Here is an 18,373-nt window from a genome sequence, read left to right as displayed (position 1 = left end):
GGCAGGCTACCGACGACCCCGGATGTGAAGGCGTCTCGTCCCCGTGGCTAGCCTGCTCGGCCCCGGACGACGCTGATGGAGGTAGCAGGTGGCGGAGATCAACTACGAGGGTCGGATCGCGATCGTGACGGGGGCCGGGGGCGGGCTCGGCAGGAGTCACGCACTGCTGCTCGCGAGCCGCGGCGCGAAGGTCATCGTCAACGACCTCGGAGGTGACCGCCACGGGAAAGGCTTCGGCTCCGACATGGCCGACGCCGTCGTGGACGAGATCAACGAGGCCGGCGGCGAGGCGGTCGCCAACTACGACGGGGTACACACCTGGGAGGGTGGTGAGAACATCGTCAGGACCGCCCTGGACACCTGGGGTCGGGTCGACATCGTCATCAACAACGCCGGGATCCTGCGCGACGTGTCGTTCAAGAACCTCGAAGAGGATCAGCTCGACATGGTCCTCAAGGTGCACCTCTACGGCGGCTTCCACGTGACGCGCGCCGCGTGGGAGTCGATGCGCGAGAACAACTACGGCCGCATCATCAACACCACGTCAGGGTCAGGCCTGTACGGCAACTTCGGCCAGACCAACTACTCCGCCGCGAAGATGGGCCTGGTCGGGCTCACGCGGACGCTGGCCATCGAGGGCGCCAAGTACAACATCCTGGCCAACGCGATCGCGCCGGTGGCGAGGTCGCGGATGACCGAGGACGTGATGCCGCCACAGCTGCTCGACAAGCTCGAGCCCGAGTGGGTCTCCCCGCTGGTGGCGTACCTGGTGTCGGAAACGAACACCGAGACGGGCCGCATCTTCTCCGCAGGCGGTGGCTACTACTCCCGCGTCGCCTTGGTCGAGGGGCAGGGCGTTGGGTTCGAGAAGGTGCCCAGCATCGAAGAGATCGCCGAGCGTTACGCCGACATCGCCGACATCTCGGCCGGCAAGGAGCTCAGCGGCGTCATGGAGCAGACTGGCCAGATCGTGACGACGCTGGGCATCGAGCTCGGCTGATACGACGACGGCGCCTCAGCTCGCGAGTCGCTGCTCGAGCAAGCCCACGAAGCGGTCGAGCTCGTCCCCATCGGCGTCCTCTACCACCGCTTCGGTGGGGATGACCGAGCCGTCCTCGAGCACGAGCGTCAGGTCCACGGTCCGGACGCCGCCGACGTCGGTCTCCTCGTGGACGAGGTCTTCGACCTGCTCGAGTGCCTGCACGTGGACGATCTGTCTGGGGTCGCCGTTCTCGTCCGTCCTGAGGAAGACGAGTCGGTCGTCGGTCAGGGCGAGCGCGGTACGGGTCGAGACCGGCCAATCGAGCTGGACGGCGCGGGCCCCATCGTCGGCTGACGCCGGCCGGTCGGGGCGGATCACCACGATCGCTGCGTGAACCTGATCCCCAGGTTCGAGCAGCTCCTCATCATCGACCGCCTTGCGGACGCGTTCCAGGAGATCGGGCACCTCGCTCCTCCTACCTCAGGCCTGTACTCAAGACGGTACGCCCTACACCGGTGCAGGCCGGACGCCGCCTCCGGCCGACCGACGGGTGTTCGCTCGTCCCCGCCGTCAGGCGTCGAGGCCGTACATCTCCGGCTTGGCGTCGCGGCTCATCAGCTCCTTGACCATCAGGGAGGGATCGAGCCCATCGTGGACGACGCGCACCACACCCTCGGCGATGGGCATCTCGACATCGTGCGACCGGGCGAGGCCGACGATCGCCCGTGAGGACTTCACACCCTCGGCGACCATGTTCATCTGACTGATGATGTCCTCGAGCTTCATGCCGCGTCCGAGCTTCTCGCCGACCTGGTTGTTGCGCGACTTCGTCGAGGTGCACGTCGCCACGAGGTCGCCGACGCCGGCGAGCCCAGCGAACGTGAGGGGATGGCCACCCATCGCGACGCCCAGCCGGGTCATCTCGGCCAACCCACGCGTGATCACGGTGGCGAGGGTGTTGTCGCCGAACTCCATCCCCCGGGCGATGCCTGCGGCGAGCGCGATGACGTTCTTGACCGCCCCGGCGATCTCGACGCCGACCTTGTCGGGGTTGGTGTAGACCCGGAAGTAAGGGGTCATCACCGAGGCCTGGACCCGCTCGGCGCGGTCGAGGTCCGGGCTCGCTGCGACCGTCGCGGCGGGCAGCCGCTGGGCGCACTCCTTGGCGAGGTTGGGACCGCTCACGACCACCACGCGATCGGGATCGCATCCGAGGCCATCGCTGATGACCTCGCTGCCGAACTTCATCGAATCGACCTGGACACCCTTGATCAGGCTGACCAGCGTCGCTGCATCTGAGATGTGCTCGCCCCACTCGGCGAGCTGCTCCACGATCCCGATCGACGGGATCGCGAGCACCACGACAGCCGTGTCCGCCAGGGCTTGGTCGGGGTGGGTCGTCGCACGGACGGGGTCAGGGAGTTCGACCCCGGGCAGGTAGTCGGGGTTGGCGTGCTCGTCGTTGATGCGGTCGACGATCTCCTGCCGGCGCGCCCACAGCGAGACCTCGGCACCCGCGTCGTGGCACATCATCGCGAACGCGGTTCCCCAGGAACCTGCGCCCATGACCGCGATCCTCGTCACCGCCACCTCGCTCGGGTCACTGGACCACCACGGCCGCCCACTCGTACGGCGGCCGTCACCCGGTAACGGCCGCCCACTCGTACGGCGGCCGTCACCCGTGACGTTAGCGGCTGCCCTCGGAGGTCGTACGCTGACCTGGATGACCGCCCGAACCGTCGCTCTCATCCCGCTGCGCGATCCTGGCTCCGGCAAGTCCCGCCTCGCTCCGGCGCTCGATCGCGACGAGCGCGCCGCGCTCGCCGAGGCGATGCTCGCCGACGTGGTGCAGGCGCTGACCGACGCCGTCGACGACGTCGTGCTCCTCGCCAGCGGATCGCAGGCGGCCGTCGCGGGCCAGGCGCTGGGACTCGATGTGCTCCTCGACGATGTCGACACGCCAGGCCTCAACCCCGCGTTGGCCGTGGCGACCAGGAGACTGAGCCCCAACGCCGCACGTATCGTCGTGGTCGTCGCGGACCTGCCCTGCCTTCAGTCAGCCGACGTGAACGCCGTCCTCGCCGACGAGGCGCCGGTCGTCGTCGCGCCGACGGCCGACGGCGGCACCGCGGTGCTGCTGCGCGTACCTGGCGAGGTGATCACGACCGCCTACGGACCCGACTCGGCCGTGCGTCACCTCGAGCTGGCACGCAACGCGGGAGTGACGAGTCGACGGATCGACCGTCCGGGTACCGAGCTCGACGTCGACACGGTCGGCGATCTCGCCGCACTGGCGGCGGCACCGGTCGGTCCGTCCACCAGGGGGTGGCTCGCCGATGCGGATCTCGCTCGTCCCGTCGATGCTGACGGCCCCGCCCTCAGGACGCCGGGGCGTCCGCTGCCCGGTTCGTGACGACGACCAGGTCGGGACGCTCGCGCAGCGCCGTCGTCAGTCCATCGAGATCGTCGCGTGACCCCTCCACGCGGACATCGAGGAGCAGCCGATCCTGCAGCGTCGTGAGCTCGGTCGGGTGCTGACCGAAGCCACGCTGCTCCACCAGGTCCACGACCGAGGCGAGCGCCCCGCTGTCCGGCACGACGATCTGGTACCGGACGATCTGTCGGGACCGGGTCTTCAGCAGACGAGCGACGGTGAGGTCGAGCGGGATCAAGGCGACGACGGTCACCAGGACGATCGCGACAGCGACCGCGTAGTTGCCCAAGCCGGCAGCGACGCCGATCGAGGCCGACCCCCATAGCGCTGCGGCGGTGGTGAGGCCGCGGGGCTCACTGCCCGCGGCGAAGATGGCGCCACCACCGAGGAAGCCGATCCCGGACACGATCTGCGAGGACACCCGCGTCGGATCGCCGCCCTGGAACAGCTCCGACCCCGTGTACGTGAAGGCCGCGGCTGCGACGCCCACGACGATGTTCGTCCGTAGTCCGGCCGGCTTCGACCGCAGCTCGCGGTCGACACCGATGACGGCGGCGAGGACGGCGGCGACGGCGAACCGGACGAGAGCTTCATCGAACACGTCGTGTCTCCCCGCGGTGGACGGTGACGGTGTAGCCCGCAGTGACCCACGGATGTCAGAGGCGTCCCCGACCGAGGGTCCACCGCATCACACCGCGGCGCCCCAGCGGACCACTGATGCCGCCCAGGTGTACCCGGTGCCCGCAGCGATCAGCAGCACGAGATCACCATCGACGACGTCGCCAGCACGCACGGCTCGGTCGAGTGCGAGCAGCGGATCGACACCGCTCATGTGCCCGGTGTCGTCGAGGTAGGCGGCTCGTTGGGGGGGCACCCCCAGCGCATCCAGCAGGTCCTGGTGCATCGACCGCTTCATGTGGATGCCACAGACGTAGCCGACGTCCTCGAGCGTGGCACCGGAGCGCTTGAGGGCGCCCTCCGCCGCGGCGACGAAGTTGGGCAGCGTGACCGGGTCGAGACGCTCCTTCATCGACGCGGTTTCCGCGACGTCGAGGCTGTGGCGGTGTGCGGCCACCGAGGCGTGACTGGCTGGCTCGACGCTGCCACCGGCCGGGACCTTGACGTCGAGGGAGAACGATCCGTCGGTGATCATGTGGCAACCGAGGAGCTCGTTGCGCGACGCGTCCTTGGACAGCAGCGACGCCACGGCCCCGTCGGCGAAGTTGAACATGAACCGTGCGCGCTCGTTGCGGTAGTCGAGCAGTGCCGACTCGCGACACGCCGCGACGGCCAGCACGGTCTCGATGTCGTCCTCGGCTCGCAGCAGGTCGCGACAGACGCGCAGCGCCACGGGCGTGCCGCACGAGACGTAGTCGAGCTCGAGCGCGAACGCGCGCGTGCAGCCGAGGCGGTGGGCGATGTGGGGTGCCGCGTGCCAGACGGGATGGTCCTTCCACGTCGAGCCGAAGTACACGACGGCGTCCACGCTCGCCGGATCGACGACGTGCTCCTCGAACAGCGCCCGCCCGGCTGCGACCGCGAGATCGGAGACGTGCTCGTCCGCGGCCGCGATGTGCTTGCCACGGAGCCCGAACTTGTCGATCAGGACACGCTCGGGGATGCCGCTCAGCTCGGCGAGCTCGCTGGCCGGCATCCAGCGCTCGGGCAGGTGGTGGGCGATCGCCGTGATGCCGACGCGCGTCACGATCCGGCTCCCAGACCACGGCTGATGAACTCGAAGATCGTGTCGAGCACCTCGTCAGGGACGGGATCCGACGGATCGGGGGATGGAGCGTCGCCGCCAGCGAGAGCGTTCCACAGGATCCAGCGCATGCCGATGAGCTCTCCGACCCCCATGAGTGCCCACGCCAGCGCCTCGGGATCGGCCTCCGCGATCTCGCCCGCGTCCATCGCGCCGCGCAGGTTGGCGATGTAGCCCGCAGCGATGCGGCTGTAGTGGTAGTGGAGCGCTCGGGGGGAGACGAACTCGGCCTGGCGGATGACCCGGTACAGGGCCGGGTGCTCGGCGGTGAAGCGGAAGAACGCACGGAACCCCAGGCGCTCGGCCTCGGCCCGGGACGATGCGCCCCGCGACCCCTCCGTCATGGCGTGGCGGACGCGCCGGTTCAGATCGACCACGAGCTCGTCGAAGACCTGCTGCTTGCTCTCGAAGTACAGGTAGAAGGTGCCCTGGGCGACGCCCGCGGCTTCGGTGATCTTCACGATCGACGCCTCGTGGTAGCCCAGATCGGCGAACACGGACTCCGCGGCCTCGAGCACCCGGTGCCTCGTGGCCTCGCCGCGGCTCGTGAGCTGCTTGCCGTCCACGCCGGTGTGGGACGGTCCGTGCTCCGACGTCGGGAACTCGGCTGCGGTCACGGTGCCACCTCGGTCCGAGCGTCGGCGACGAACCGCGCGACGATGCCGTCGAGATCGAGACCCAGCTTCCAGCCCCAGTCCCGGTGCGCGTTGCGGTCGTCGAGGCGCAGCGGCCACGAGCCCACGATCGCCTCGAGCTCGGGATCGGGTTCGTAGCCGAGGCGGGCCTCGGGCAGGACGCGGCGGATGGCCTCGACCAGTTCCTGCGCCGTGGGGGCGATGCCGCCGATGTTGTAGATCCGGCGCGACAGCCGCTCGGGCGCAGCCTCAGCGAGGGCCAGCAGCGCCGCGACCGCGTCGTCGACGTGCAGGAGCTGGCAACGCGTGTCGGGTCCGACGTAGAGCTGGTACGGCGCCCCGTGGGCGGCCGCGTCGAACACCATGCTCGAGTAGCCGCTCGCCCCGCTGCCTCCACGCCCCGTTCCGACGATCGACGGGAACCGCAGCGCACGCACATCGGTGCCGTAGCGGAGGTGGTGGTACTCGACCAGCCGCTCCCCGAAGACCTTCGTGGCGCCGTAGATCGTCGTGGGCCACTGCGGTGCGTCGTCGGCCACGGGGTCGCCCGCGCCGCGGCCGAACGTGGCCATCGTGGAGGTGAACACGATGCGATCGATGCCGACGGTCCTCGCGATCTCGAGCAGGTTGTGGGTGCCGGTCGCGTTGGCCTCGTACGCGGCGGTGGGATCCGCCTCGGCGGCTGCGGACAGCAGCGCCCCGCAGTGGAAGACCACCTCGGGGCCGTAGGCGGTCACGACGTCCAGCAGATCGTTCCAGCGGCCGAGGTCGCCCTGCTCCGTGGTCGCTCCGATCTCCGCCAGCTCGTGCACGCCAGTAGCGACGTCGAACGCCACGACCTGACGGTCGTCCTCGCGCAGCCGGCGGACGAGGGCGCGACCGAGGAAGCCGGCGGCACCGGTCACGAGTGCAGTCACGTCGCAACCTCCGGGGCGTAGCGCTCACGCAGCTCGTCCTTGCGCACCTTGTCCATCGAGGACCGCGGGAGCGCGTCGACGACGCGTACGTGCTTGGGGACCTTGTACGCCGCCAGCCGTTCCCGACAGTGGCTGAGCAGCTCGTCCTCAGTGACATCGCGACGCAGGACCACGACGGCGAGCCCGACCTCGCCCCACCGGTCGTCGGGCACGCCGATGACCGCCGCCTCGACGACGGCGTCGTGCTCGTGCAGGACCGACTCGACCTCCGCGGGGTAGACGTTCTCGCCGCCCGAGATCAGCATGTCCTTCGTACGGTCGCAGATGCGGTAGAAGCCCTCCGCGTCGCGTTGCGCGATGTCGCCGGTGACGAGCCAGCCATCGACGAGGGCGGCACCCGTCGCCTCCGCGTCGCGCCAGTACCCCGCGAAGACGTTAGGTCCACGGACCAGGACCTCGCCCTCCCCGGGACCGAGGAGCAGCCGTCCCGTCGCGACGTCGCGCAACGCCACCTCGACGTGCAGGTAGGGCTTGCCTGCGAACCCGATCCGGCTCGTCGCGTCCTCCGGTGGCAGGCACAGGACGTTGGGTGCCGCTTCGGTCAGTCCGTAGCCCTGCGCGATGGCGACGCCGCGTTCCTGCCAGGTTCGCAGGAGCGCCTCCGGCATCGGGGCACCACCCACGATCGCCAGACGCAGCGACGTCAGGTCGGCATCAGCGAACGCTGGATGCTCGGCGAGGAAGAGGTAGTTCGCGGGGACGCCCATCATCGCGGTGATGCGCTCACGGCCGATCAGGTCGAGGACGCGCGCGGCGTCGAAGCCCTCCTCGAGCACGACCGTCGCACCCTTCCACCACGCCTGGACCGCCTGGACGTTCCACCCTCCGACGTGGAACTGCGGGAGGATCTGGAGCACGACGTCGTCGTAGCGCAGCGGGGCGGTCAGGTCGAGGCTGAGGTTGGTCCAGAACGTGTTCGCGTGGGTGAGCAGCGCGCCCTTGGGCTTGCCGGTCGTGCCGGACGTGTAGATCAGCAGCAGCCCGTCGTCGTCGGCGACCTCCGCCCCGAGCACATCACCGGTGACCGCGAGCCGCTCCAGTCCGCTGGCCGAGAGCTCGAGCACGCGCGGATCGGCCCTCTCCCCAGCGAGCGCCTGCGCGGCCAGCTCCTCGTGCCGAGGCTGGACCAGGAGCAGCTGCGGCTCGGCGTCGTCGAGCTGGTACGCAAGCTCGGGAGCGGTCAGCCGCCAGTTGAGCGGGAGCAGGATCAGCCCCGCCTTGGCGCAGGCCCAGAACACCACGACGTGCTCGGGGCTGTTGGTCGTCAGCGTCGCGACGCGGTCCCCGCGGGTCAAGCCCCGGTCGAGCAGCCCGGCTGCGAGCCGCTCGGAGCGCTCGTCGAGTTCGCGGTAGGTCGTGGCGACACCGTCGAAGTCGATCGCGGTGCGCGCCGGGGTCGTGCGTGCGCGGTGACGGAGCATGCGTCCGACGGTGTGGAGTTCAGCCATGCCTCCCCCCTGGAGGGGGGAGGGGCCGGCGTTGCCGGCCTGGGCGGTGAGTCGGTCAGTCGCGCCTCCCCCCTGGAGGGGGGAGGGGCCGGCGTTGCCGGCCTGGGGGGTGAGTCGGTCAGTCACGACGCGACCTCCCCCGACACCGCCCAGGTCGTCAGCAACGACGCCATCCGGTCAGGGTCCTCCCAGTGCGGCAGGTGACCGCGCCCGTCGAGACGAACGACGTGGGCGTCGGGCCACCGCTCCTCGAGCACGTCCGCCACCGCCGGGTTGACGACGCGGTCGTCGGTGCCCTGGATCACGAGGATCGGGACGTCGAAGTCGTGCAACTGCGCGGTGTAGCGGTACCCGCTGCCCGCGAAGTCCTGACCCATCCATCCGGCTGGGGTGAACGGCTTGGCAGCGCGGTGCGCGACGATCCGGTCGACGAGTTCGGGGCGCTCGCGCACGGTGGCCGGTGACAGCGCGGCGGCGACGTTGCGACGCACCTGGTCGGGATCGATGACCTCGGCGGGGTCGGCACCGGCGAGGAGCGCACAGAGCCCGGCGCGGCCGTCGACCAGCGCATGGTCCGTGGTCCGCGACACCGCGGACTCGGGGTACAGCGCTCGATCGGCGATCAGCGGCGCCGTGAGGATCAGCCGCTCGACGCGTTCGGGGTGGCGGCACGCGAACTCCTGCACCACGGCACCACCGAGGCTGGTCCCGACGATGGTCGCGCGGTCGATGTCCGCGTCGTCGAGGACCGCACGCAGGTCGTCCGCCATGTCACCGACGGTCCACGGCATCGTGGGCGCGTCACTGTCGCCCATGCCGCGCGTGTCGAGACGCACCACGCGACAGGCGGCCATGAGCGGCTCGAGGATCACGCCCCAGTCCCGCCGGTCGTAGCCGAGGCCGTGCTGGAGCACGAGCCAGGGGCCGGAGGCTCCGTCGACCTCGTAGGCGATGCGCACCCCCTCGTTGTCGACGAAGTGCACATCACCCACGGCGACGCCTCCTGATCGCCACCAGCGGCAGCGCGATGGTTGCGGTCGTGAGCCCCGCCCCGGTCGTGGGAAGGTCCGCGGCGGAAGGCGTCGCGTCGGACGGTCCGGCCCGCGGCGGGGGCTCGACGCGCGGCGGCGGCCCAGCGTGCGGTGGCGGGCCACCACGCCGCGTCGGCTCCAGCTCGTCGCTCTGGAGGATCGGCAGGTAGATGCCGAACGGTTCCTCTCCCCGTGCGAGCGTGTTGTGGGCGGTGCCGGGGAGCTGGATGTTCTCGGCACCTTCGAGGCGTGGGCTCTGGCTGTCGTCGAACGCTCCGCCGTTGACGTAGAACTGGTCGGCGACGCCACTGCCGTCGTAGATGGTCGTGTACGTCGGTCCGTCGGGGGTCTCGTCGTCACCGTTGAGCTCGTCGAGCCACGCGGTGCCGGGCGCGATCTCGTCGCACCCCCACCACGTGTCCTCGATGCCGCGGCACACGCTCGTGCCGTGGTTGGCGCCCGCGATGAGCACGAGGTCGTCGGCCTTCGCGAACAGGTCGGGGCGCTGTTGCAGCGTCTTGCGCGTCACGGTCACCCCGAGCGAGTGGGCCACGATGTCGAACCCAGGAGCCCCGGTGTAGTCGAGCACCGCGTCGAGGAAGGCCGCGAGGTCGGGGACGTTGACGTCGTTCGCGGTCCCGCAACCGGTCGTGGAGCAGCCCGCGGCGCCGTCGTAGCTGAGCGCCCAGACGTCCTGCTCGGAGTAGCCCGCATCCAGCAGGCGCTGGCGCACGTTGACGATCGTGGGTGGGCTCTCGGACCGCTGCCAGAAGTCGTGAGTCTCGGTGTTGCCGTGGACGAGGATCACCGGTAGGCGCTCGGTCGGAGCGCCACGGTCGAGGCCTCCGAAGCCGCCGATGGGGTAGCCCTGTTCGGCGTCGAGGGGCGGCTCGAAGTCGTCCGCGAACTCGTTCGGTGCGGGCCCCTGGTTGGGCGCTCCGTGCCCCGGGACGTGGTCGGCGTGCGTCACGCCAGGGACGAGCAGCCCGACGGCAGCCGCGGCCGTCACCGCTGCGATCCGGACGCGGTGCACCTCAGAACCTGCTGACGCAGGTCGCGGACTGCTTCCAGACGGACGTGTCGCCCTTCGGCACCGAGCTGTAGAGGTTGACGAGGTGGCCGCCGAAGTGCCCGCCTCCACGGCTGAAGTCGACGTTGCACATCGGATCGACGGTGGCCGAGTAGCCGCTCTGGATCATGCCGGTGAGGATGTTGCGGTCGCACTGGCGCCCGCAGTCCTCGAGCATCCGGTGGATCTGCTTGAACGCGAGCCAGAACATCCAGTCGACATCGTTGGGTGTCTTGCGGGGCCGGTACTGAGCGTACGCCTGCTGCATCCGCTGGACCTCGTCGTAGTACGGCGTGGAGGTGTCGGAGGGGTCGTACGCGGGCGTGATCCAGACCACCTCGGCCGAGGGGAACTCGCGCATCGCCTGACCCGCGGTGTCGGTCACGAGGTTGAAGCCGTCCTCGCCGATCACGTGCGGGTAGAAGCCCTGCTGGTCGGCCTCGTTGAAGAAGCGCGCCATGGCGAGCGCGTTGGCGTGGAAGTACAGCACGTCGACCTTGTCGCGCATGTCGATGATGTAGGGCGTGAACTGCTCGTTGTTGTTCGGGATGTCCTGGTCGTAGGTGACGTTGTCGGCCTTGCCGAGTCGCTCCAGCTCGTCGAGGAACGAGTCGCGGCCAGCCTTCCAGTTCTCGGAGTTGACCCAGATCACGCCGATGCGCTTGTTGGGGTGCTTGGCTGCGACCCGCTGCGCGACGAAGCGGCCCACCTGCTCGATCGTCGGCGAGCCGGTGTGGCTGTGGTCGAGCTTCGCCGGGTCGGCCTCCACCGCCATCGTGTGCACGTAAGGGATGCCGTGCGTCTCGGCGTAGTTGCGCACGGTCGGCGTCTGATCGAAGCCGACGCCGCCGAGCATGAGGAACGGATCGCGGTCGTCGCACTCCGCCGCCGCCTGCGCCGCTCCGGCGGCCGTGTACTGGTCGTCGGTGAAGGTGATCTCGACCTGGCGGCCGTGCACGCCGCCCTGGTCGTTCAGCCAGCGCCAGTACACGTCCTCGTCCTCGGGGCGGTTGTCGAACACCGGCCCGAGGAGGAACGCCGCGTGCATGCAGAGCCGGAGCGTCGTGTCGGTGATGCCGATCCGTGCCTCGTCGGCGCTGTAGAGACCCGAGGACGGCCACTGAGGGGTGGGGCTCGGCGGCGGTGGCGGTGGTTGCGTGGTGGGCGTCGGCGTGGGCTGGCTCGACGGCTGCGTCGTCGGCTGCTCACCGGCCGTGGCGGTCGTGGGCTGGGGGTCGGGGCCGCTGGTGGTGGCGGGCGACCTCCTCGTGGTGGGACCGGGCGAGGACACGCCAGCGGGTGCGGGGCTCGGGCTCGCGGCTTCGGACGGCGTGTCGACCGGGCCCTCGCTGCCGACGTCGGCAGGCCCCTCGGTCGCGGGCGCGGCGACGTCGTCGATCTCGGGTGTGAAGTCACGCGCGCCGATCTCGCCCTCGGCGACCGCGGCGACGCCGACGATCAGCAGGAACGAGGTGACGATCGCGAGCAGTCGCTCGTAGCGCTGCGCGGCCATGGTGGCCTCCCCTGGTGTGTCCTTGACCCGGCGGGCCCTCTCCGGTAAAGATGTAACCTGAATCACCTGTCAGGTGTCAAGCCTTCGGGCCGAGGTCGAAGGAGGAGCAGCGTGCGCACGCTCGGGGAGATCGTCGTGCTGGGTCTGTCCAGCGGCGCCATCTACGCGCTCCTCGCGATCGGCCTGGTGCTCGTGTACCAGACGACGCGGGTGCTCAACTTCGCTCAGGCCGAGGCCGGCACCTTCGCGATGTACCTGTCGTGGTGGCTGCACGATACGACGGGGCTACCGGGATGGGCGACCGCGGTGTTCGGGATCGCCGCCCTGATCGTGGTCGGACTGGTGTTCGAACGCTTCGTCGTGCGCCCGATGCTCGACGGGCCGCGCTTGTCGCTGACGGTCGCCACGCTGGGGTTGATGTCCATCATGGGGTTCCTCCCCATCGTGTTCTGGCGGGTGAGTCCACGCTTCCCGCCCGACCTCGTCGACGGCAGCATCACGGTGGCCGGCGTCGTCATCAGCGCGGTCCAGGTGCTCGCCCTGGCCGCGGCCGCGATGTTGGCCATCGCCCTGTGGCTGTTGCTCCGCCGCACGACGCTGGGTCTGGGCATGCTCGCTGCCGCGGAGGATCCCTCGACGCTGCGGCTGATGGGTGTGCGCCTGTCACGCATCAGCGCGTTCACGTGGACGTCGGCCTTCGCACTCGGGGCGCTGGCGGGGATCCTCACCATCAGCGCCATCCCCCAGTTCCAGCCGTTCACGATGACGACGTGGTTCGTCCGCGGCCTCGCCGCGGCCTTGCTCGGTGGACTGACCAGCCTGCCCGGCGCCGTGATCGGCGGCGTGAGCGTCGGCTTGATCGAAGCCGCGATCCGGCAGGCCGACACGCTCCCCTTCGTCGATCGCACACCGCCCGGCCTCGCGGAGTTCGTGCTCATGCTGCTCGTGCTCGCGGTCCTGGTGCTGCGGCCCCGAGGCATGATGGGGAAGGAGGCAGCGGCGTGAGCAACGACACCGAGGTCCTCGAGTTGCCGTTCGACGACCGTGCCTCGACCCAGGCGGCGAGTTCGCCCTCCCGTGGCGGTGATCCCATCATCCGCGCGGCGATCGTCGTGCTCCTCATCGCGATCGTGCCTATCCTCGCGCGGGTCGCACCCGATCTGATGCCGACGGCACGCGCCCTGAACCTCGCCATCGGACTCGCCTTCGCCACGGTGGCTCTGAGCCTCAACCTGTTGATGGGCTACTCGGGTCAGATCTCGCTCGGCCACGCGGCGTTCCTGGGCGTCGGGGCGTATTCCGCGGCGACGGTCACGGGGCGATGGGACCTGCCACAGCCGCTCGACCTGCTCTTCGCCGCCGCCATCGGCGCCCTGGTCACGTTCGTCGTCGGTCTCCCGGCGGTGCGCCTCCGCGGACTGCTCCTCGCCATCGCCACGCTCGCGGCGGGCGTGGGCATCCAGGGGTTCGTGTTCCAGCAGCCGTGGCTCACCGGCGCAGCATCCGGAGCGGTGCACGAGCGGCACCCGTGGCTGGCCGAGCACGCCGACTACTACGTCTACGCCGGGCTCGTGCTGGCCCTCGTCTGGATCCTCGACCGCCAGATCGCCGGTTCGCGTCTCGGCCGCGCGTTCCACGCCGTCAAGGAGGACGAGGAGGTCGCAGCCAGCTACGGCGTCGACGTGACCCGCACGAAGCTGATCGCCTTCGTCCTGTCGGGCGCCTTCGCCGGCATGGGCGGCGCTGTGTTCGCGGGCGCCATCGGCAGCTTCCAGTCCACCGAGTTCAGCTTCGATCTCTCCTTGCTGTTCGTCATCATCGTCGTGGTCGGCGGGCTGGGCTCGCGGGTCGGCGCGGTCGTGGCCGCCATCCTCTTCGTGATACTCACCCGCATCCTGCCGTCGTCGCTGGCATCGCTGCGGTTGGAGGCGTGGGCGCCCATCCTCGGGTCGGTGCTGCTGATATTCACGGTGGCACGCAACCCCGGGGGGATCATCCAGGGTCTGCGTCAGGCCCGCGAGGAGAAGGCTGAACGCGAGCTGCGGCGACGTCTCGCCGGCGAGTCGGCGGAGGAGGACGCCGCGATCGATGTCGCCACGGTCGCTGGCGCATCGGTCCCGAAGGTGCCCGACATCGCCCTGCACGGCCGGGGCGCGACACCCCCCGGCGAGGTGCTGCTCTCGGTCCGCGACGTCGAACGGTCCTTCGGTGGACTGCACGTGCTGCAGGGGGTGGATCTCGATGTCAGGGCCGGGACGGTCACCGGCCTGATAGGTCCCAACGGCGCGGGCAAGTCGACGCTGTTCAACATCATCTCGGGCTTCCTCGAGCCCGACGCCGGCCACATCTGGTTCCGCGGTCGCGACATCACCTACCTCGCCCCGCACACGCGGACGCGGTTGGGCATCGGCCGCACCTTCCAGCTGCTGGGACTGGTGCAGGACCAGACTGTGCTCGACAACTTCCTGCTCGCCCAGCAGCCACTGGCCACGTACGGCGACCTCGACGCCATCGTGGGTGGCGGGCACGTGAAGGCCATCGAGGTGCAGATGCGCGAGCGCGCCGACGAGGCGGTCGAGGCGCTCGGCTTCGGCGACGTCGCCCACAAACGCGTGGCAGACCTGTCACACGGCCAGAAGCGCATCGTCGAGTTGGGATGCGCCCTCGTCACCGGCCCCGAACTGCTGCTGCTCGACGAGCCGTCGGCGGGGATGGCACCTGCCGCCGCGGAGTCCCTGGCGGAACGGCTCGCCGCGATCCGCGACACCCTCGGGCGCACCGTGCTGCTCATCGAGCACCACCTGCCCATCGTGCAGGACGTCTGCGACGCGACCTACGTGCTGCACCAGGGCCGCACGCTGACCTGGGGCCCGACCGAGCGGGTCCTCGCCTCGCCGGCCGTGGTCGGGGCCTACCTCGGCGAGGAAGCCGCAGCCGAGACGACGGAGGTGGCGTGATGGCTCTGCTGGAGGTACGCGACCTGTACACGGGGTTCGGATCGCATCCCGTCCTGCACGGGGTCGAGTTCGACGTCGATCACGGGGAGTTCGTCGCCATCCTCGGACTCAACGGGGCGGGCAAGTCCGTGACGCTGAACTGCGTCTCGGGGCTCGTGGAGATCTGGCGCGGATCGGTGTTCCTCGACGGCGACGACATCAGCCACCTGCAGCCCGAGGACCGGGTCCGAGCCGGGCTCGCCCACGTGCCCCAGGGCAGCCGTGTGTTCCCCAACCTCACGGTCGAGCAGAACCTCCGTCTCGGCGGGGCGACCGTCGCGGACAAGGACCGCTACGCGGCCAACCTCGACCGCGTCCTCGACGTGTTCCCGAGGTTGCAGGAACGGATGGACCAGCGCGCCGGGACGATGTCCGGCGGCGAGCGGGCGATGCTCGCCGCGGGGCGGGCGCTGATGAGCGATCCGAAGCTGTTGATCGTGGACGAGCCGTCGCAGGGACTCGCACCGACCGCGGTGGCGGACCTGACCGAGGTGCTGCGTCAGGTGAACGATGCGGGGACCGCGGTGCTGCTGGTGGAGCAGAACGTGACGTTCGCGATCCGGCTCGCACACCGCCTGTACCTGCTGCAGAAGGGCGCGGTCGCGATGCACACCACCGTGGACGACCTCGACGATCCCACCCAGCTGCTCGACGCGCTCGGGATGGGGACCCTGCTCGCCGACCGTGTCCGCCGCGCCGTCGCCGCGCGCGTCGGCGGCTGAGATGGGCGGGACGGCGTCGTGCTCGTCGGGCCGGTCGCCGCCGTCTTCGGAGAACGCGCCTGTCAGGCAGTCCACGCTGCTGCACGGCACCGCGGGGCTCGACCGGTCACGTCAAGCCCGACGGGAACACGCATCCGCGCGCGTTCGCGTCACCGCCATCGCGACCAGGGCACGTCAGCCCGACGGAAACACGCATCCATGCGCGTTCGCGTCATCGGCCGGCTTCTGCGCTAGCGCGGCATCGTCCCACAACGACGCCGTACGTCATCCAGGCCACGGATAGTCGATGGAGCGCCGCAAGGGGCCGCCCCCGCCTCGATCCGGGTGTCCGCCACGCCCACGCGGATGATGCGGGCGCAAGCCCAGCCACGTGTCACGCTCGAACGCGCGAACTGCCCTGAGGTGCCCTGGCATCTTCGGCCTCTGTGGCGTCTTGCGCTGAGCCCACACTGAGAGGGCTACCCGTCGCTGACCACACCGATCGGGACGTGGATCCAACCCTCCCGCACCGCGTCCTCCAGCCACTCGTCAGGGATGGGAGCGGTTCTCCCTTGTCGCGCTAGACCTGCCACGAGAGCGGCGATGAGCGCGTCCAACTGGTGATCGTCGGCTGGATCGCCGTGCGGCGCAAGATGGAACTCCTGATCAAGAGCATCGGAGATCTCGGACTTGAGCACGTGGGCCCGTTCTCCTGACTTGTGATCCTGGGCGCCCGTCGACAGTTGGTCGACGTGGACGCCGGCTGCGTGCCGCGTCAGGATCGCCACGCCCGTGTTCTTCGCTGCGACCGCGAGATCGATACCAGCCGTTCGCAGGGTCCTCCTCGGCAGGCCGCGCGTCAGTATCGGATCGCCAGCGGGCGCGGCCCCAAGCTGCTTGGCCAGCGTTAGCCGCGCTCGCGTTCGTCGCGACGTTTCCCGCGGCTGCCCCGGCGCCCCCGGCGCCACGCCCCGAAGGTTCCGACCAGGATCCCGAGCCCGAAGGCGATCACGAGCAGCACGATCAGCGGGATCCCGCCCGAGACCCGCTCGCCGCCCTGCTTGACGACCTCGGTCTCGCCGAAGATCCAGGAGAAGTCGACGTACTGGAAGTTCGCGAGCGCGAAGATGACGAAGAGGATGGCGGACACCACCATGACGGCGCGGCCCACCTGCTGGGTGAGCGGTGTCCCGGGCGCGACCTCCTGCACGCCGCCCTCACGTGGCGCGGTCTCCTCCTGCTGCTCGTCGCGCTCCGGGTCCTCGGCCACGGTCCACCTCCGCGTTGGCGCGAGCCTAGTACGGGGCCCGGGTACGATCGGCCGACCCGTTCGGAGGACGCGCCCCGATGCCGCAGGGCACCGTGCGAAGCTTCGACCACGAGACGCAGACCGCGACGCTGCTCGACGATCAGCTCCGTGAGCTGTCGGTCGACCAGGAGGCGTTCGCGGCCTCGGGCCTGCTCGAGCTGCGCGTCGGCCAGCGGGTCCGCTTCGAGGTCGAGGACGAGGGTGACGAGGACCGCGTCACGAACCTCAACATCGTCTCGCTCTGAAGCGGCCGGGTTTCCCCGTCCAGGCGTGCGGGCTCGTTTAGGAGGCCTGTGCGCAACTAGCACTTCGGTGACGCTACTCCGGGGCGCTCTCGACCTGCTCCGCCGACCGCTCGTCGTCTGGCGGCGTCGCGGTCGGCACCTCATCGGTGATGCCCTCGAGGACCACCGCGGTCCGAGCCAGGATGCCGCGACCGTGCGGCATCCCGTTCTCGTCGGCCCACGCGCGGGTCTCCTCGAGCACCTCACGCAGCTGCTTGACCGCGTCGGGGGCGGTGGACCCGTGCTCCGCGAGCGCGGCCGAGGCGACCTTGTCGGGGTCCACCTCGAGCAGCTCGTCGACGCTGCTGAACACACCGTGCTCGGCCCGCCAGTCGAGAATGGCCTGACCGGTGACGGGACCAACCCCCGGTAGCGTGTCCAGCACTTCCAAGGTGGCGGTGTTGAGGTCGACGGGAGGGATGTCGGCGGACTTCCACGACCACCGTCCTTGGGACAGGTGGGCGATGCCGGTTGTGGTGACACCGTCGTCCACGACCTCGGCGTTCCCCCCGACGCGGGTCACGACCGCGGGCGTCCCCCACACCATTCCCTCGAGCAACGCGATGGGGAGCCCCTCGTGGATCGACGGAAGCACGAACACGTCGAACGCGCCCGCAACGCGCGGTGCGTCCTCGCGGTAGCCGGCGAAGACGACGGTCCCGTCGAGCCCGCGCTCGGCGACGGTGGCGATGAGTCCGGCCAGCCGGAGGGAGCGGGAGAGGCGGCCGGCGCGGAAGCGCTGCAGCACCGCGCGCCTGGCGAGTCCGTAGTCGACGGTCCCGTGCATCGTCCGGCCATTCTCCCCGGTCGCTTCCGGCGCGGGCAAGGGCCCGGCCCCGCAGGCCCCACCCTACGAAACCGTCCGGGCCGAGAAGGGCCACCCACCGAGCTTGACGCGGGTATGATGCGGAGGGTATCTCGATATATCGGTTCGATATATCTAACCGACGTATCGGCACACAGGGAATCGACACAGGGAAGAACGCCCGGATGGCTTCGTCCTCATCACTCGAGATCGCGATCCTCGGCCTCCTCAAGGAGGGGCCGATGCACGGGTACGAGATCCGCAAGCGCCTCGGGGTCACCCTGGGGCCCCTCTGGACCGTCTCCTTCGGCTCTCTCTACCCCTGCCTGCGGCGGCTGCGCAAGGCGGGGCTCGTCCAGGAGACCGGGAAGGACGAGCCCAAGAAGCGCAAGCGCACGTCGTCCAAGAAGTCGGGGCCGGCCACCAA

Annotated in this window: 19 protein-coding genes and 1 pseudogene; 7 read left to right on the top strand and 13 right to left on the bottom strand. The window is 70.0% G+C overall.

What is annotated here, in order from left to right; all coding sequences use genetic code 11:
• The first annotated feature begins 97 nt into the window (after positions 1-97).
• A complete protein-coding gene (locus KY469_10325; protein MBW3663483.1) occupies positions 98-1,000 on the top strand; it encodes an SDR family oxidoreductase in 903 nt (300 codons plus the stop codon).
• A 15-nt stretch (positions 1,001-1,015) separates the two neighbouring features.
• Here KY469_10325 and KY469_10320 read toward each other — a convergent pair whose 3' ends face one another.
• Both KY469_10320 and KY469_10315 read right to left on the bottom strand, forming a co-directional pair.
• Entirely contained in the window at positions 1,016-1,447 is a 432-nt protein-coding gene (locus KY469_10320) for a hypothetical protein (GenBank protein ID MBW3663482.1), read from the bottom strand.
• A 105-nt stretch (positions 1,448-1,552) separates the two neighbouring features.
• Positions 1,553-2,548 carry an NAD(P)-dependent glycerol-3-phosphate dehydrogenase gene (locus tag KY469_10315; GenBank protein ID MBW3663481.1) on the bottom strand — a complete coding sequence of 332 codons (996 nt, stop codon included), beginning with the start codon at positions 2,546-2,548 and terminating at the stop codon, positions 1,553-1,555.
• A gap of 157 nt (positions 2,549-2,705) precedes the next feature.
• Here KY469_10315 and cofC point away from each other — a divergent pair, with 157 nt between their 5' ends.
• Positions 2,706-3,395, top strand: coding sequence for a 2-phospho-L-lactate guanylyltransferase (gene cofC / locus KY469_10310; protein ID MBW3663480.1), 690 nt, complete (start codon positions 2,706-2,708; stop codon positions 3,393-3,395).
• On the opposite strand, the gene KY469_10305 is transcribed toward cofC, so the two are convergent.
• The 8 genes from KY469_10305 to KY469_10270 all read right to left on the bottom strand — a co-directional run bounded on the left by KY469_10305 (position 3,361) and on the right by KY469_10270 (position 11,851).
• Positions 3,361-4,017, bottom strand: coding sequence for an MgtC/SapB family protein (locus tag KY469_10305; GenBank protein ID MBW3663479.1), 657 nt, complete (start codon positions 4,015-4,017; stop codon positions 3,361-3,363). The genes cofC and KY469_10305 overlap by 35 nt on opposite strands.
• 87 nt (positions 4,018-4,104) lie before the next feature.
• The gene (locus KY469_10300) at positions 4,105-5,070 is read right to left on the bottom strand and encodes a 3-oxoacyl-ACP synthase (GenBank protein MBW3663478.1); all 966 of its coding nucleotides are present in this window, start codon (positions 5,068-5,070) and stop codon (positions 4,105-4,107) included.
• Between the two features lie 47 nt (positions 5,071-5,117).
• On the bottom strand, positions 5,118-5,744 hold the full coding sequence (locus KY469_10295; GenBank protein MBW3663477.1) for a TetR/AcrR family transcriptional regulator: 627 nt from the start codon (positions 5,742-5,744) through the stop codon (positions 5,118-5,120).
• A gap of 47 nt (positions 5,745-5,791) precedes the next feature.
• Positions 5,792-6,730 carry an NAD-dependent epimerase/dehydratase family protein gene (locus KY469_10290; protein ID MBW3663476.1) on the bottom strand — a complete coding sequence of 313 codons (939 nt, stop codon included), beginning with the start codon at positions 6,728-6,730 and terminating at the stop codon, positions 5,792-5,794.
• A complete protein-coding gene (locus tag KY469_10285) occupies positions 6,727-8,238 on the bottom strand; it encodes a long-chain fatty acid--CoA ligase (GenBank protein MBW3663475.1) in 1,512 nt (503 codons plus the stop codon). The genes KY469_10290 and KY469_10285 overlap by 4 nt, the downstream gene beginning before the upstream one ends.
• Positions 8,239-8,360: 122 nt before the next feature.
• A complete protein-coding gene (locus KY469_10280) occupies positions 8,361-9,230 on the bottom strand; it encodes an alpha/beta hydrolase (protein MBW3663474.1) in 870 nt (289 codons plus the stop codon).
• On the bottom strand, positions 9,223-10,302 hold the full coding sequence (locus KY469_10275; protein MBW3663473.1) for a hypothetical protein: 1,080 nt from the start codon (positions 10,300-10,302) through the stop codon (positions 9,223-9,225). Before KY469_10275 ends, KY469_10280 begins: the two co-directional genes overlap by 8 nt.
• Position 10,303: 1 nt before the next feature.
• Positions 10,304-11,851 carry an ABC transporter substrate-binding protein gene (locus KY469_10270; GenBank protein MBW3663472.1) on the bottom strand — a complete coding sequence of 516 codons (1,548 nt, stop codon included), beginning with the start codon at positions 11,849-11,851 and terminating at the stop codon, positions 10,304-10,306.
• Positions 11,852-11,962: 111 nt separating this feature from the next.
• Between KY469_10270 and KY469_10265 the strand changes: the two genes are divergently transcribed.
• Genes KY469_10265 through KY469_10255 form a run of 3 tightly spaced genes read left to right on the top strand, consistent with a single transcriptional unit; the run spans position 11,963 to position 15,569 of the window.
• A complete protein-coding gene (locus tag KY469_10265) occupies positions 11,963-12,856 on the top strand; it encodes a branched-chain amino acid ABC transporter permease (GenBank protein ID MBW3663471.1) in 894 nt (297 codons plus the stop codon).
• The gene (locus KY469_10260; protein MBW3663470.1) at positions 12,853-14,808 is read left to right on the top strand and encodes a branched-chain amino acid ABC transporter ATP-binding protein/permease; all 1,956 of its coding nucleotides are present in this window, start codon (positions 12,853-12,855) and stop codon (positions 14,806-14,808) included. Before KY469_10265 ends, KY469_10260 begins: the two co-directional genes overlap by 4 nt.
• The gene (locus KY469_10255) at positions 14,805-15,569 is read left to right on the top strand and encodes an ABC transporter ATP-binding protein (protein ID MBW3663469.1); all 765 of its coding nucleotides are present in this window, start codon (positions 14,805-14,807) and stop codon (positions 15,567-15,569) included. Before KY469_10260 ends, KY469_10255 begins: the two co-directional genes overlap by 4 nt.
• 458 nt (positions 15,570-16,027) lie before the next feature.
• On the opposite strand, the gene KY469_10250 is transcribed toward KY469_10255, so the two are convergent.
• Complete coding sequence (locus tag KY469_10250; GenBank protein MBW3663468.1) at positions 16,028-16,336, bottom strand: DUF429 domain-containing protein; 309 nt, start codon at positions 16,334-16,336, stop codon at positions 16,028-16,030.
• Between the two features lie 185 nt (positions 16,337-16,521).
• Positions 16,522-16,704: pseudogene (locus KY469_10245) on the bottom strand (hypothetical protein).
• Positions 16,705-16,895: 191 nt separating this feature from the next.
• Here KY469_10245 and KY469_10240 point away from each other — a divergent pair.
• On the top strand, positions 16,896-17,102 hold the full coding sequence (locus KY469_10240; GenBank protein MBW3663467.1) for a hypothetical protein: 207 nt from the start codon (positions 16,896-16,898) through the stop codon (positions 17,100-17,102).
• 73 nt (positions 17,103-17,175) lie between these two features.
• Here KY469_10240 and KY469_10235 read toward each other — a convergent pair whose 3' ends face one another.
• A complete protein-coding gene (locus tag KY469_10235) occupies positions 17,176-17,928 on the bottom strand; it encodes a glycosyltransferase (GenBank protein ID MBW3663466.1) in 753 nt (250 codons plus the stop codon).
• Between the two features lie 203 nt (positions 17,929-18,131).
• On the opposite strand from KY469_10235, the gene KY469_10230 reads away from it, so the two are divergent.
• Positions 18,132-18,373 (top strand): PadR family transcriptional regulator (locus KY469_10230; GenBank protein ID MBW3663465.1); only part of this gene is annotated, 242 nt, incomplete at its 3' end.

It is taken from the genome of Actinomycetota bacterium, assembly GCA_019347575.1.
In the GTDB taxonomy this organism is placed as follows: domain Bacteria; phylum Actinomycetota; class Nitriliruptoria; order Nitriliruptorales; family Nitriliruptoraceae; genus JAHWKY01.
The sequence above is the reverse complement of the archived record's forward strand: the minus strand, read 5'-3'. Positions and strand labels throughout refer to the sequence as shown.